The 14,280-nt window shown below is 59.8% G+C and carries 11 protein-coding genes; 7 read left to right on the top strand and 4 right to left on the bottom strand.

What is annotated here, in order from left to right:
* Positions 1-190: 190 nt before the first annotated feature.
* On the top strand, positions 191-1,477 hold the full coding sequence (locus PL597_RS20535; RefSeq protein WP_271366145.1) for an MFS transporter: 1,287 nt from the start codon (positions 191-193) through the stop codon (positions 1,475-1,477).
* A gap of 87 nt (positions 1,478-1,564) precedes the next feature.
* Here the strand turns inward: PL597_RS20535 and PL597_RS20530 are convergent, their stop codons facing one another.
* The 3 genes from PL597_RS20530 to mprF form a co-directional block, all read right to left on the bottom strand.
* A complete protein-coding gene (locus PL597_RS20530) occupies positions 1,565-2,893 on the bottom strand; it encodes a telomere resolvase (protein WP_271366143.1) in 1,329 nt (442 codons plus the stop codon).
* A 221-nt stretch (positions 2,894-3,114) separates the two neighbouring features.
* Positions 3,115-4,500 carry a virulence factor gene (locus PL597_RS20525; protein ID WP_416372245.1) on the bottom strand — a complete coding sequence of 462 codons (1,386 nt, stop codon included), beginning with the start codon at positions 4,498-4,500 and terminating at the stop codon, positions 3,115-3,117.
* Positions 4,497-7,097, bottom strand: coding sequence for a bifunctional lysylphosphatidylglycerol flippase/synthetase MprF (gene mprF / locus PL597_RS20520; protein ID WP_269824531.1), 2,601 nt, complete (start codon positions 7,095-7,097; stop codon positions 4,497-4,499). Before mprF ends, PL597_RS20525 begins: the two co-directional genes overlap by 4 nt.
* A gap of 275 nt (positions 7,098-7,372) precedes the next feature.
* Here mprF and PL597_RS20515 point away from each other — a divergent pair, with 275 nt between their 5' ends.
* A complete protein-coding gene (locus PL597_RS20515; protein ID WP_077981591.1) occupies positions 7,373-7,666 on the top strand; it encodes a hypothetical protein in 294 nt (97 codons plus the stop codon).
* Between the two features lie 58 nt (positions 7,667-7,724).
* Here the strand turns inward: PL597_RS20515 and PL597_RS20510 are convergent, their stop codons facing one another.
* Positions 7,725-8,765 (bottom strand): dipeptidase, encoded by a 1,041-nt coding sequence (locus PL597_RS20510; RefSeq protein ID WP_142913588.1) that lies wholly within the window; start codon positions 8,763-8,765, stop codon positions 7,725-7,727.
* Positions 8,766-9,000: 235 nt separating this feature from the next.
* Between PL597_RS20510 and PL597_RS20505 the strand changes: the two genes are divergently transcribed.
* Genes PL597_RS20505 through PL597_RS20485 form a run of 5 tightly spaced genes read left to right on the top strand, consistent with a single transcriptional unit; the run spans position 9,001 to position 14,082 of the window.
* Complete coding sequence (locus tag PL597_RS20505) at positions 9,001-10,596, top strand: ABC transporter substrate-binding protein (RefSeq protein ID WP_271366141.1); 1,596 nt, start codon at positions 9,001-9,003, stop codon at positions 10,594-10,596.
* A 2-nt stretch (positions 10,597-10,598) separates the two neighbouring features.
* Positions 10,599-11,612 (top strand): ABC transporter permease, encoded by a 1,014-nt coding sequence (locus PL597_RS20500; protein WP_063950297.1) that lies wholly within the window; start codon positions 10,599-10,601, stop codon positions 11,610-11,612.
* Positions 11,609-12,511, top strand: a complete 903-nt coding sequence (gene nikC / locus PL597_RS20495; RefSeq protein WP_271366139.1) for a nickel transporter permease — start codon at positions 11,609-11,611, stop codon at positions 12,509-12,511. The genes PL597_RS20500 and nikC overlap by 4 nt, the downstream gene beginning before the upstream one ends.
* 3 nt (positions 12,512-12,514) lie before the next feature.
* A complete protein-coding gene (locus PL597_RS20490; RefSeq protein WP_271366137.1) occupies positions 12,515-13,345 on the top strand; it encodes an ABC transporter ATP-binding protein in 831 nt (276 codons plus the stop codon).
* Entirely contained in the window at positions 13,342-14,082 is a 741-nt protein-coding gene (locus PL597_RS20485; RefSeq protein WP_191217806.1) for an ABC transporter ATP-binding protein, read from the top strand. The genes PL597_RS20490 and PL597_RS20485 overlap by 4 nt, the downstream gene beginning before the upstream one ends.
* Positions 14,083-14,280: the final 198 nt, after the last annotated feature.

The following is a 14,280-nucleotide window of genomic DNA, read 5'->3' as shown; positions in this document are numbered from 1 at the left end:
GCTAACATTTCATTTGCAATTTTTGCAAATGCAACATTTAATCGAAGGCGGGTGATACTGGCGATATGTGCTTGACGGGAGCGAGGCATGTATCAGGGTGGAGCAAGCCGGGCACTCACGGAGGATATCGCAGGGACGGGAAGACGCTTATCCATTCCGGATGGCGCGTTCTTGCGTGAAAGGGAGGAACATGTCCACGAATTATCTGAGCGCCGCGTCAGTGCGGACGAAGAACCCGGCCGGCGTTATCGCGACATGCGGCCTGATGATCATGTTTGATGGTTACGATCTTGTCGTTTATGGCGCCGTCGCACCGGCACTCTTGAAAGAAAGCGCATGGGCGCTGAACCCGGCCATGGTCGGGCGCGCCGCCGCGCTGACGCTGGTGGGCATGCTGCTGGGCGCGCTGTTTGCCGGCACCATGGCCGACCGCATCGGCCGCCGCAAGGTGGTTCTTCTCAGCCTCGCCGGCTTTTCGGCGATGATGATCGCCTCGGCCATGACGCCGAATTTTCTCGCCTTTGAAATTACGCGCTTCTTCGCCGGTCTCGGGCTTGGCGCGCTTTTGCCGACGGTCACCGCGCTGGTGCTGGAATTTTCGCCGCCGCATCGCAGGGCGCAGGCCAACTCCCTGTCTTTCCTCGGCTATCTTATCGGCGGCATCATTTCCGGCGTCATGGGCATCCTTCTTCTGGAGACCTATGGCTGGCGGCCATTGATGCTGATCGGCGGTCTGCCGCTTGTTCTTTTACCGATCTTCATGCGGTTCCTGCCGGAATCGCCCGAATGGCTGGCAAGCAAGGGTCGGCAGGCGGAGGCTGATGGCATTTGCGACAGCTATGGCCTGCAACGCATCGTGCCGCATGCAAAAATCCAAAAGGGCGGGGTCGGCGCGCTGTTTTCGGAAGGCCGGATGCTCTCGACGCTGAATGCCTGGGGCATCCACTTCTGCTCGCTGCTTCTCACCTTCGGCATGGTCAACTGGCTGCCCACCATCATGAACAAGATGGGTTATGACATCAGTTCCGCGCTCAGCTTTTCCGTCATGCTCAATGTCGGGGCTGCGATCGGCATTCTCATCGGCGGGCGATTTGCGGATAAGGGGAACGTCAAGGTGGTCGTGGCGGTCCTGTTTGCCATCGGCGCCGCCTCGATCTTTGCCCTGACGGTGAACAAGGGTCCGCTTCTTTATGCCTTCGTCGCCCTTGCGGGTGCGGGCACCATCGGAACGCAGATCCTGGCCAATGTTCTGGTCGGGCGGCTTTATCCCGTCCATATTCGCGGTACGGGTCTCGGCTTTTCGCTGGCGGTCGGGCGGCTTGGCGGCATTGCCGGCCCGATGATCGGCGGCGTTGTGCTGCAGCGGGGTCTGGCGCCGGAGTGGAACTTCTATATTTTCGGCTCGGTCGCACTTGTAGGGCTGATGCTGACGGTATTGACCCTGCTTTACCGCACCTCCGGTGATGCGCGGGCTTGATGAATGAAACGGCCGGCCGCGGAGGACTGAACTCTGCGGCCGGACCATCTCCGATAACGCTGCCGAGCGATTTTACGCCCGGAAGCATCATGCCTTACGGGACACCGGCGCTATCGTCGCCATCTGCTGCAACGTCCGCTCGTTTGTGCGTTTGGCCCGTGCCAGCGCATCGTCGCGATCTTCCGGCAATGTATAAGTCATATAGGACAGCGAGGTTTCGAGGTCGTTGTTGTTATGTCCGAGAATGGCGGCGAAGTAGCTGTTCTTGGTCACATGCGGCGGCGCGAAATTGTGAAAGGCCACCTCTGCATAGAGGTGCCGGAGGCCATAGGGCTTGGGAAGCTCTTCCTTCGGCCAGATATCCTCGAACAGGTTAAAAACCGTGTCCCGGAGCAGCAGACGGGTTTCCGACGAAAAATCGTCGATCGACATGCCATGCCACAATTTTCCCTGGCCGCTTTCACGCAGGCGCCTATAGGCGGCGAGAATGGTTTCCGAGCGGGCAAGCACCGGGATTTCATAGGTAATCCCGTATTTCGTTCCTTCGCCCTGTTTCGTCTTGGCCTGGCCGTTGAACAGGAGGCTCCATTTGGAGACGCCCTTGCCATAGGGGGCAGGGGAAAATTCGGCCTGGGTGAAGACCTCATAGGGGCGGCGTCCGGTCATGCCGATCAGGCCGATGCCGATCATCAGGGGATCGGCGGACAGGAGTTTATCGGCGCAGATCTTCAGAACCTGTCGATAATTCTCGAAGGTTATCAGTGCGCCGTGCTTTCTGGCGATCTTCTCCATCTTCACCCGGCGCGCATCGTCATACATCGCGGCATCGCCGGTGGCGATCTTCAGCATCGGATGGTCGTCGCCGAAGGCCTCGCGGATGGCGTTGCGATATTTGGTGATGTAGGAGATGATCGTTGTCTGGGCCCTGCCCTGCATGGTGCTGATTTCAGCGTTCCACAGGGTCTGCATCTCTTCTTTCGTTCCCATGCCGTTCATCGCCGAAATGAAATCCGCGATGCGCAGCAGAACGGTCGGCTTGCGACCGGCGGTGTTGAACTCCGCCCGTTCGATTTTCTCGACGATGGAGGTCGCCACGCCGGTCTTCGTATAGTCGGCGCGCGCAATATAGGTGTTCAGCCGCTCGCGCAGCTTCTTCATGTTGCAGATGGCAAGCGGCGTGCTCTTCGGCCCGAACTCGGCCTTTAGCGCATTGCGATATTTCATGATGTAGAGTTCGAGCGTCTTTTCGGTGCGGCCATTTTCGAAATGGTAGCGGACCTCGGCATCCCACAGGTCGCGGATTTTTCTGTTGCGCAGGGTCTCATCGCTTTTCATCGCCTCTTTGACCTGGCCGACGAAATGATCGATGCGTTCCACGAGGACTGGTGTTTTCGTCTTTCGCTTTAAAGCGGGCATGCGGCGGCTCCCTGAACCCGTCCGGAAATACAAAATCCATGGTTGGCGATCAACAGCAGCACGGTTGCGGAAATGTGATGAACATCCACTGCAGGCCGGTTTCTTTTGAATAATAGTTTAGGCGATTCCGCAAGCACGGCCGCGACGCGAAGACGCGTCGTCGATGCGTTCGCCGTCAAAGATTATCCGAGATGTGGAATATCGGCCTGTGGTGATGCAGGCTATTTCGGCAGCCGGGTCTTCAGCGATGTCACGATACGCTTGGCCAACCCCTCATAGTCCTCGTCAAAATGGTGGCCGCCCTCGATGCCGACCGTTTCCACGCCCTTGGTTTTCAGGCCGGGGCAGGGGTCTTCATCTTCTTCTTCCGTGCCATAGATGCATTGCACCAGCTTCGGATCGATCTTGGCGATGTCATCCACCGTCTTGCCGCCCTTGCCTTCACCGGCAACGCCAAGCCAGCCTTCGACGGAAATCTCGAAATCCACTTCGGTCGAAAGTCCCATCAGGGTCAGTTGCACGACATGCGACTTGTCGCGGTCAGGCAGCAGATTATAGGTGGCGGGAAGAATATCGGCACCGAAGGAATAGCCGATCAACACCACATTGCGGACTTTCCATTCCTTGCGATAGGTGTCGATGATGCGGCCGAGATCTGTGGCGACTTCCTGCGGTTTCTTTTCCTTCCAGAAATAGCGGAGCGAATCGACACCGATGACGGGTATGCCTTCCTTCTGGAAGGCGCCGCCCACTTCCTCATCGAGATCGCGCCAGCCGCCGTCGCCGGAATAGATCACCGCCATGGTGTCCATCACCGGGCTGGTTTCCAGAACCTTGATCGGCAGGCCGAGCGGGCTGTCGGTGTCGCCTGCGGCGTCGATCTGGTCGGACAGGGTCTGGGTCAGAACCTCGTCCCCCTTGTCATCCACATCCGTCACGTCGATATCGGGATGCAGCTTGACGAGCGCATTGACGTGGTCGCGGCCCTTCTGATCCGCGGCAGAGGTGAACAGCACGCTGACGGGTGCAGGCAGCGGGCCGTCGGTCAGGCCATAGACCGTTTCGCCATCCGCCTTGTCCTTGGTGGCGGGGGTACAGAGAATTTTCTCAAGCGGCAGGCCGGCCTTGGGGTCGACGGCAATGGCTTCGCGGACGGTGGAGACGGGGCTCTGCGCAATCATCGCCAGCGCCAGCGTTCCGCCCTTGCCGATGCCGGTGAGGATGGGCTGGCGATAGCTGCTCGTGCCGGCGGTGCGCTGAATCTGCTGCGAGAGCGACTCGATGTCCGAGATCATATAGATGCACTCGTCGTCATCGGCCTCGAGCGCCTTCAGATATTCCTTGAAGTCGATGCCGACCACGGCAGCACCCTTTTCCACCAGCGCCTTGGCGCGGGTCTCATCGGTGGCCGTCCATCCGTCCGCATCGGAAATCAGGAAGACGCTGGCGAGAATTTCGCCATCCGGCACCATGATGTGTCCGGCGGGGATCATGCCGGTCTCGTAAGCGGGCTTGTCCTGCGCAAAAACGGTGACAGAAGCCAACAAGGGGGCGGCGAACAGAGCGGAGGCGGCAAGAACCGCTTTCAGCATGCTGGATTTCCTCATTTTCCGATCACTCCTCTGACGCCGCCGCTGATGAGAACTGTCGCATCCATCAGCGCCATAGCGGCGTCTGCGCCGTTCTGCACGGCAAGGTAACGCGGTTCCCATTTCGGGTGGAACTTTGCCTTGAAGGCGCGAAGTCCCTTGAAGTTGTAGAACCGTTCGCCGTGTTCGAACAGCGTGCTGCCGATGCGGTCCCAGACGGGGGCGGCGTCGCGTTTCGACATGCCGGACATGGGGGCCATGCCGAGATTGAAGCTCGCATAGCCCGCATCGCGCAGATATTGCATGATGCTGACGAAGAGAAAATCCATCGAGCCACGCGGCGCATCCGGCGAAAAACGCATGAGGTCGACGGTGGCTTCCTTTTTCGTGTCCGTCACCATGAGATTGGCAAAGGCGGTGATCTTTCCATCCTTGCGCAGCACGGCGACTGGTTGCGACAGTATGTAATTCGGCTCGAAAGCACCAAGCGAGAAGCGCTTTTCCCGGGTATTGTGGTGGGCAAGCCAGCCGTCGGAGACCTGTTTCAACTCATCCAGAATATCCGCGACCTGCGCTTGCTCGACCACCTCGAAGGTCAGTCCGTCGCGCGCGCCTCGGCTCAGCGACTGGCGAAGATTGGCGAGCTTTCCGCCCTTCAGTTCGAATGCGGTGAGATCGACCAATGCCAGTTCGCCGAGCTTGAAGGCGCGCAGGCCCGCATCGGCGCAATGGGAGAGGAGAAAAGGCGAAATCTGATAGAAGGCGGCGCGCGCGCCGGCGCCACGGGCGGCTTCCACGAATTGCCAGACCAGATCGGGGAAATCATTCTCGTCGCCGACCGGATCGGCGAAAGCGATCCATGAGCGGCCCTGAATCCCATACATGATGAAGGCGTTGCCGTTTTCGGAAAACATTACGTGTTTGTCGCCCATGCGCACCAGATTGGCGTCGGCCGCATCCTGCGTCATGACGATACCGGTCGCGCTCGTAACGTCGTCGGCCTTGATGGCCTCCGGCCTGAAGGCCACCGGCCGCATCAGGCTGAAGATGGCTATCGTGGAGGAGGCGAGCACGAGGCCTAAAAGGGCGCGCAATCCGCGCGGCGCTTCCTCGGAGAATTCGAACTGCCACCATAATGTCTGGCTGTAATCCGTATCGCGATAGACGAAGAGCAGGATTGTCGCCGCGCCCGCAATGATGACGGCCATGGCGGCGAGCCAGCTTGGACCCAACGCCTGCTTCACCAGCGAGGCATGGCGGTTAAAGCTGCGCATATTGACGGAAAGGGCCGCGATGAAGACGCCGAGGATGGCGGCTTCAAACACGGCGATGGCCTTGAGGAGCGAGAGGACCAGCGCCAGCGAAGCAGCGACGAGCGCTATCCACCAGGCGCCGTCCAGCCGCTGCCCGAGGCCGCGCGAGGCAACGACAAGTACGAGGCCGAGAATGCTTGTCAGAAAATGCGCGGCCTCGACGATGGGAAGCGGCACGAAATTGGAGAGGAAATCCAGATTGCTGTCCGGTGTCGGCGTCACGCTCGAAAAGATCAGCATGGCGCCGAGGATCATCGCGAAGGTCGATAACAGCGGCGGCGCGAGCCTGACGGCAAGCTGGCTGATATCGGAGACAACAGGCTTTGCCGCGAACTGCTTCATCTCCGAGACGAGCATGACCAGAATGGCCACCACCAGCGGCAGAACGTGATAGATCACGCGGTAGAGAACGAGGCTTCCGAGCAACTGATCGACGCTTATGGCATTGCCAAGCCCCGCAACCATGACGGTTTCGAAGACGCCGAGGCCCGCGGGCACATGGCTGAGGACGCCAAGGCCGACGGCGGTGGCGTAGATGGCGAAAAATGTCGGCCAGCCGAGATGTGTGTCGGGCAGGAGGACATAAAGCACGGAAGCGGAAGCGGCGATATCGAAGGCGGAAACGAGGAATTGCCGCGATGATGTCCGGCTGTCCGGAAGGCGCAGACGCCATGCGCCGAGCCGGATGATACGCCCGTTGCGCCCGACAAAGGCCGCCGCCCCGAGAGCCGCGATTATGGCAAGCGCCGTACCTCTGAGGATAGCGGCATCGACGTCGATGATAGCGGCGATGCGCGGCGCGACGATGAAGGTGGAGATGGCGCTGACCGAAAGCAGCCCAAGCCCGAAGGACAGCGTGACAAAGGCGATGACGCGGGCGATTTCACCCGGTGAAAGACCCAGCCGGGAATAGGCCCGAAAGCGGATCGCGCCACCGCTCAAGGGGCCGAAACCGGCAGTATTGCCGATGGCATAGGCCGCAAACGCCGTTGCGGCCATGGGCGGAAAGGGCAACTTGCGGCCGATATATTCGATGGCATTGGCGTCGTAGAATATCAGCGCCAGAAAGCTGAGCCCGGTGAAGACGATGGCGAGCAGCACCGCCGACGCCGAGGTCTGCGTCAGCGCATCGATGACGTCGTCATAACGGACTTCGGAGGTCAGGTGATAGATGGCGAACGTCATCATCACGAAGACCAGCGTAATGGCGATCGCAGTCAGATAGGGGCGGTTTCTGGCAAAAAAGCTTTCAACCGCAGATTCCGTAACATCGGTTTGTGTAATTTCGCTCTTGTCTGCCATTTATTTTGCCCAGCGCCAGTTCCTGTTGGCGAACCACAGGATTGTGTCGCTAATTCGTTGCGGTTGAGGAAATGTGATTAGCAGAAAAGCATGAAGTGTCGATGTGAACTTTGTCGCCGGTTATTCGGGAATAACCAACAGTTTAATCGCGCAAATACAACTGAAGAATGCAAGATTTTGGAGATCGTTCCCAAAGGGACAAAATTGACCGCGGCGGTTGCCTGGTGGTGGTGTTTGATGCCATTACACGCTCCTTTTGATTGAAGGAGATGCAGATGAATACGCCATCAAGAATAGCGCTTTCGGTGGTCGTCGCCCTTGTGGCGGGCGGCGGATACATGGCGGTGGACAAGATGCGCGGCGCCGAATGGGTCGTTTCGCCGCAGCAGATTGCGGAGGCCAAGGCGAAAGGGCAGATGGGTTATGAATCCCGTCCGGGTACCGTGACCGTGTTGCCGATCCGCAGCGAGACGGCGGATGTGCTGCCGATGAAATGGGCGATGGTCGGTGTCGTCGCCGGGCTTCTGGCCTTCCGGGCGAGCGGCAAGAAAAAAGCGGCAAAGGCTTAACGGCCTGCCGCTTGATGTCTCCGGCGTCCTGCGCCGGAGATGCACTTGATGGGAGGTCTTACGCGCCCCAGGTCTTTTCCAGCACGCGAATCCAGTTGCCGTGGCAGATTTTGGCAAGCGCCTCGTCGTCATAACCACCCTTGCGCAGGGCTTCGACCAGCAATTGCAGGTCGCCCGCATCCTTCATGGCGGCGGGAATGGTGGTGCCGTCGAAATCCGAACCGAGCGCGACGTGGTCGATGCCAATGCGATTGACGATGTAGTCGATGTGGCGGACGAGTTCGTTGAGGTCGGTGTCCGGGTTCTTGACGCCGTCCTGACGCAGGAACAGCACGCCGAAATTGATGCCGGCAAGGCCGCCCGTATCGCGGATGGCGTCCAGCTGGCGGTCGGTGAGGTTGCGGCTGTGATTGCAGATTGCGTAGGCGTTGGAATGCGATGCCACCAGCGGCGCGTCTGAAATCTTGGCGATATCCCAGAAACCCTGTTCGTTCATGTGCGAGAGATCGACCATGATCTTCAGCTCATTGCAGGTTTTTACCAGCCGCTTGCCGGTGTCGGTCAGACCCGGGCCGATATCCGGCGTCGAGGGGAAACGAAACGGAACGCCGTAAGCGAAGATGTTCGGGCGGCTCCAGACCGGTCCAAGCGTGCGCAGGCCCGCTTCGTAGAGAACGTAGAGCGCATCCAGATCGGCGCCGATCGCTTCCGCGCCTTCGATATGGAAAACGGAGGCGAAGGCGCCTTCTGCCATGGCGCTGCGGATATCGGCGGCGGTGCGGCAGACCTTGAGTGCGCCTGCGGATTGTTTCTCGGCGCGGAACAGCAGGGCGGCCATGGCATGCGTCGCCTTTAGCGCATCAGCCTCGGCAGGTGTCGGGAAGTCACCGTTGGCGTCCTTCTCCATGCTGGGTGACGGCACATACATGGCGCAGAGACCGCCGGCCAGCCCGCCCTTTTTCGCACGTGGCAGATCGATATGGCCAACGGTGTCGCCTTCGACGAGAAGCGTTTCGGGAGAGACATTGCCCGATTTCCATAACCGCAGAAGTACGTCGTTGTGACCGTCGAAGACGGGTACGGGTTTTTGATCGGTCATGGTCATTCACCTTCGGATAGCGGGAGGGCGCGGACGCGCGTCCATCAGACTTTTGGGAATTGGTAGAGGAAAGGTCAAGGCGGGAGCAAATGCAATCCATGCATAGGCTCTGCCAAATTTGGAATTGGTCGGGCCTCGTTTGCTCGTGGTAATCGCGGGAAAACATAAAAAAAATGACTGGATTGGGGCAAACCCACACCGTTTCCGAAAAATAAGGTCCGAAAGGGGATTTTCGATGATTTCAAGACGCAACCTGCTGATTGCCGGCGCTGCCGTTCCGTTCCTGTCCTATGCGCGCATTCCGGCCTTTGCCGCAACGCCCAAGGATATTCTGGTCGTGGCCCAGCAGCTGGACAATATGACGAGCCTTGACCCGCATGAAGGTTTCGAAGCCGTCGGCGGTGAAATCATCTCCAACATGTACCAGAAGCTGGTGCGGGCCAACCGTGAGGATTCCACCAAGGTCGATCCGGTTGTCGCGAAATCCTGGGAAGCCGATGCGGACGGCAAGGTCTTTACCTTCACGATCGGTGACGATGCGACCTTCTCCAGCGGTGCGAAAGTGACTGCGGAAGACGTTGCCTTCTCGTTGCAGCGCGCGATCAAGATGAACAAGAGCCCGGCCTTCATCATCGGTCAGTTCGGCTTCACGCCTGAAAATGCCGAAACGACCATCGTTGCCGCCGACGACAAGACGGTGAAGCTGACGACGGCCAAGCCGACCGCCATCTCCTTTCTGCTCTATTGCCTCTCCGCCAATATCGGCGCGATCGTTGAAAAGAAGGCGGTTCTCGCCAATGCTTCGGGTGAAGACCTCGGCAATGGCTGGCTGCAAAAGAACAGCGCCGGTTCCGGCGATTTCATGCTGCAGGCCTGGAAGCCCAGCGAAAGCGTTGCGCTGACAGTCAATCCGAACGGCCCCTATAAGGGCAATATCAAGCGCATCGTGCTGCGCCACGTCACCGATCCGTCTTCCCAGCTTCTGATGTTGCAGAAGGGCGATATCGACATTGCCCGCGACCTGACCTCGGAGCAGCTGCGCACCGTCCAGAACGACGCCAATATCGAGCTGGAGCGCAAGTCCATTGCCTCGCTGGTGCTGATCTCGCTCAATCAGGGCAATGAAAACCTTGCCAAGCCGCAGGTCTGGCAGGCCATCAAGTGGGCGCTGGACTATAAGGGCATGCAGGAAAACATCGTGCCGCTGACGCACGAAATCCACCAGAGCTTTGAGCCGAAGGGCTTCCCCGGCGCCGTCAACGACACGCCGTTCCAGCGCGATGTCGAGAAGGCAAAGGCGCTGATGGCGGAAGCCGGCCTTGCCGATGGTTTCGAAATCACCATGGATCACTATTCCGCCCAGCCCTATCCGGATCTGGCGCAGGCCATTCAGGCAAACCTTGCCGATATCGGCATCAAGGTGCGCCTGCAATCGGCCGAGAACCGTCAGGTTCTGACCAAGATGCGCGCCCGCGAACACCAGATGGCGCTATCGGCATGGGGCACGGATTATTTCGATCCGCATTCCAACGCCGATGTCTTCAACATCAACAAGGACAATGGCGACGACGCCAAGTCGAAGCCCTTCCTGTGGCGTTCGCGCTTCAAGAACGACGACTTCGCCGCTAAGGCGGAAGCTGCCCGTGACGAGAAAGACCCGGCAAAGCGCGTGGAGCTTTATGAAGCGCTGCAGCGCGAGCACATGGAAAACAGCCCCTTCGTGTTCATGTTCCAGACCACGAAGACGGCAGCCTTCCGCAAGGGCGTTTCCGGCTTTGAACTCGGCGTTCTCTCCGAAGGCAATTCCTACCACGATGCGAAGAAAGCGTGACATTGAACAAGCGCGTTAAAAGCATATCGTCGATACTGAGCAGCGTCCTCCTGACGCTGTTCGGTTTGATGATCATCACCTTCATGATCGGGCGCGTCATGCCTGTCGATCCCGTCATCGCGGCGGTCGGCGACAATGCGCCCGAAGACGTCATCGTGCGGGTGCGGGCCGAAATGGGTCTCGACCAGCCGCTGGTCGTGCAGTTCTTCCACTATGTCTCGCAGGTCCTGCATGGCGATTTCGGCAATTCGATCCTGACCCGCAATCCGGTCTGGATCGATATCAAGCGCGTTTTCCCCGCCACCTTCGAACTTGCCACGGCAGCGCTTATCCTCGCCGCGCTGATCGGCATTCCGCTGGGTGTCTGGGCCGCCGTGAAGCAGGGCAAGCTGACCGACCAGGTGATCCGCGTCGTCTGCCTTGCCGGTCATTCCGTGCCGGTCTTCATGCTGGCGCTGATTTCGCTGCTTGTCTTTTACGCCACGCTCGGCGTCGCACCGGGACCGGGCCGGCAGGACATCATCTATGACGGCATGATCACGCAGGTCACGGGCCTGATGACGGTCGATACGCTGCTTGCCGGCGACTGGGACGCCTTTTACGACGCCATCGCCCATATGGTGCAGCCCGTCTGCATTCTCGCCTATTTCAGCATGGCCTATATCACCCGCATGACGCGCGCCTTCATGATCGACGCGCTGAAGGGCGAATATGTCATCACCGCCCGCGCCAAGGGGCTTTCGGCCATGACCGTTATATGGGGCCACGCCTTCCCGACGGTCGCCGTGCAGCTCGTTACCGTTCTCGCGCTCACCTATGCCGGCCTTCTCGAAGGTGCCGTGGTGACGGAAACCGTCTTCAGCTGGCCCGGCCTCGGCCAATATCTCACCGTCTCGCTCATGAACGCGGACATGAACCCCGTGGTCGGAGCAACACTGTTGATCGGCTTCATCTATGTCGCCCTCAACCTGCTCGCAGACGTGCTTTACAGAGTTATGGATCCTCGCGTTCGATGATGTTAGCTAATTTCAGAAACTGGGCGCTGGATGAGACGCCGCATTCGCGAACACAGGCTGCCTGGGGCAACCGGTATCGCATCTGGCTCAATCTCAAGTCCAATCCGCTGGCGGTGGCCGGTCTGACCATCATCGTCCTCTTCATCGCGCTGTCGCTTCTGGCGCCGCTGCTCGCACCCTACGATCCGGCGACGCAGAACCTCGGCAACCGCCTTGCCTTCCCGAGCGCCGAGCACTGGTTCGGCACTGATGAGCTGGGCCGCGACATTCTCTCGCGCATTCTCTATGGCGGCCGCGTCACGCTCGGCATGGTCATTGCCGTCGTCGTTCTCGTAGCACCCATCGGTCTCGCCATCGGTTGCATCGCCGGTTATTTTGGCGGTATCGTCGATACGGTGCTGATGCGGGTGACGGATGTGTTCCTGGCCTTCCCCCGCCTCATCCTCGCGCTGGCCTTTGTTGCGGCGCTGAAGCCGGGCGTCGAAAGCGCCATTCTCGCCATCGCGCTCACCGCATGGCCACCCTATGCGCGTCTTGCCCGTGCCGAAACCATGACGGTGCGCGGCAGTGATTTCGTCGCGGCCTATCGCCTGACCGGTGCTTCCGCCTGGCGCATCATTGCCCGGCATATTGCGCCGCTCTGCGTGCCGAGCCTTATCGTGCGCATCACGCTCGACATGAGCTCGATCATCATCACGGCCGCAAGCCTCGGCTTCCTCGGCATGGGCGCTCAGCCGCCATCGCCGGAATGGGGCGCGATGATTGCGACGGCCAAGCGCTTCATCTTCGAACAATGGTGGGTCGCCACCATTCCCGGCATCGCCATCTTCCTCGTTTCGCTCGCCTTCAACTTCCTCGGCGATGGCCTGCGCGACGTTCTCGACCCGAAGGGACATTGAGCCATGCTGGTCGAAATCGAAAATCTGAAGATCGCCTTCCAGACCCGCACCAGCCGTTTCGAGGCGGTGCGTGGTGTTTCCATGAAGCTCGGTACCGAAAAGCTCGGGATCGTCGGCGAATCCGGTTCGGGCAAGAGCCTGACGGCCCGGGCGCTGATGAAGCTTCTGCCCTCCAATGCCGATATCCGCGCCAATAAGCTTGCCTTCGACGGCATCGACGTGCTGTCTGCCAGCGAAAGGCAGATGCGCCAGATCCGCGGCAAGCGGGCGGGTTTCATTCTGCAAGATCCGAAATATTCGCTGAACCCGGTCAAGACCATGGGCGCACAGATCGCTGAAGCCTGGCGTGCCCATAAGGGCGGCAGCAAGCGTGCCGCCATGGAAGCGGCAATCGCCCTGCTTGATCAGGTGAAGATCCGCAATCCGCGTCAGGTCGCCTCGTCCTATGCACATGAGGTTTCCGGCGGCATGGGTCAGCGCGTGATGATCGCGATGATGCTGGCGCCCGATCCCGAGCTTCTGATCGCCGACGAACCGACGAGTGCTCTCGATGCCACGGTGCAGGCGGAAATCCTGCGGCTGATCGAGGAGCTGGTGTCGGAACGCGGCATGGGTCTCATCCTCATCAGCCACGACCTGCCGCTCGTCTCGCATTTCTGCGACCGCGTCGCCGTGATGTATTCCGGCCGGGTGATGGAGGAGCTGAAGGCGTCCGAACTTCTGAAAGCCGAACATCCCTATACAAAGGGACTTCTGAACTGCATTCCCTCGCTGACGCATCCGCGTGAGCGTCTTCCCGTTCTCAACCGTGATGCAGCGTGGTCCAGCCAATGATCGACGTCGATAATCTCCGTATCAAGTTCGGCGACCGTGAAGTGGTGAAGGGCGTGTCCTTTTCGGTGGAAAAGGGCGGCAGCTTCGGCATTGTCGGTGAAAGCGGCTCGGGCAAATCCACCATCCTGCGCGCCATGGCCGGGCTCAATGAAAGCTGGGAAGGCCGCATCGCCTTTGCCGGCAAGGACGCGCCGCTGCGCCGTACGCCGGAATTCTTCCGGCAGGTGCAGATGGTGTTTCAGGACCCCTATGGCTCGCTGCATCCGCGCCAGACCATCGACCGTATTCTCAGCGAATTGCCGCTGGTGCACGGCATGGACAATATCGAAAAGCGCATCCAGCAGGCGCTCTCGGATGTGGCGCTGCCGCAGGCCGTGCGTTTCCGGTTCCCGCACCAGCTTTCCGGCGGCCAGCGCCAGCGCGTGGCGATTGCCCGTGCCCTGATCGCCGACCCTGAGGTGCTGCTGCTCGATGAACCGACCTCGGCGCTCGATGTCTCGGTACAGGCGGAAATCCTGAACCTGTTGCAGGATCTGCGGGCGGCGCGCAACCTCACCTATATTCTCGTCAGCCACAATCTGGCTGTCATCGCGCATCTGTGCCCGCAGGTTGGCGTGATGCTGAACGGGGAAATGGTGGAGCAACTGAGCGCGGGTGATCTGCGCGAGGGCCGCACGAAACATCCGCATACGGAAGAGCTGCGCAGCCTGAGTATCCGGTTGGAAGAACCGGCCTGAGGTCGGGTCGCTAATAGATCGAGCGGGTGCTGCTCGTTTCTTCTCCCCGTCGGGGAGAAGTCCGCGGCAGCGGGATGAGGGGGCAAGCTCTCAGTTTATCGCTGACGTTGCCCCCTCATCCGACCCTTCGGGCCACCTTCTCCCCGGCGGGGAGAAGAAACAAGCTGCGATGGCGGCGATAAACCGTTGTCCTCGCGT

Origin of the sequence: Agrobacterium sp. ST15.13.013, from assembly GCF_027956525.1 — a bacterium.
In the GTDB taxonomy this organism is placed as follows: domain Bacteria; phylum Pseudomonadota; class Alphaproteobacteria; order Rhizobiales; family Rhizobiaceae; genus Agrobacterium; species Agrobacterium salinitolerans.
The sequence above is the reverse complement of the archived record's forward strand: the minus strand, read 5'-3'. Positions and strand labels throughout refer to the sequence as shown.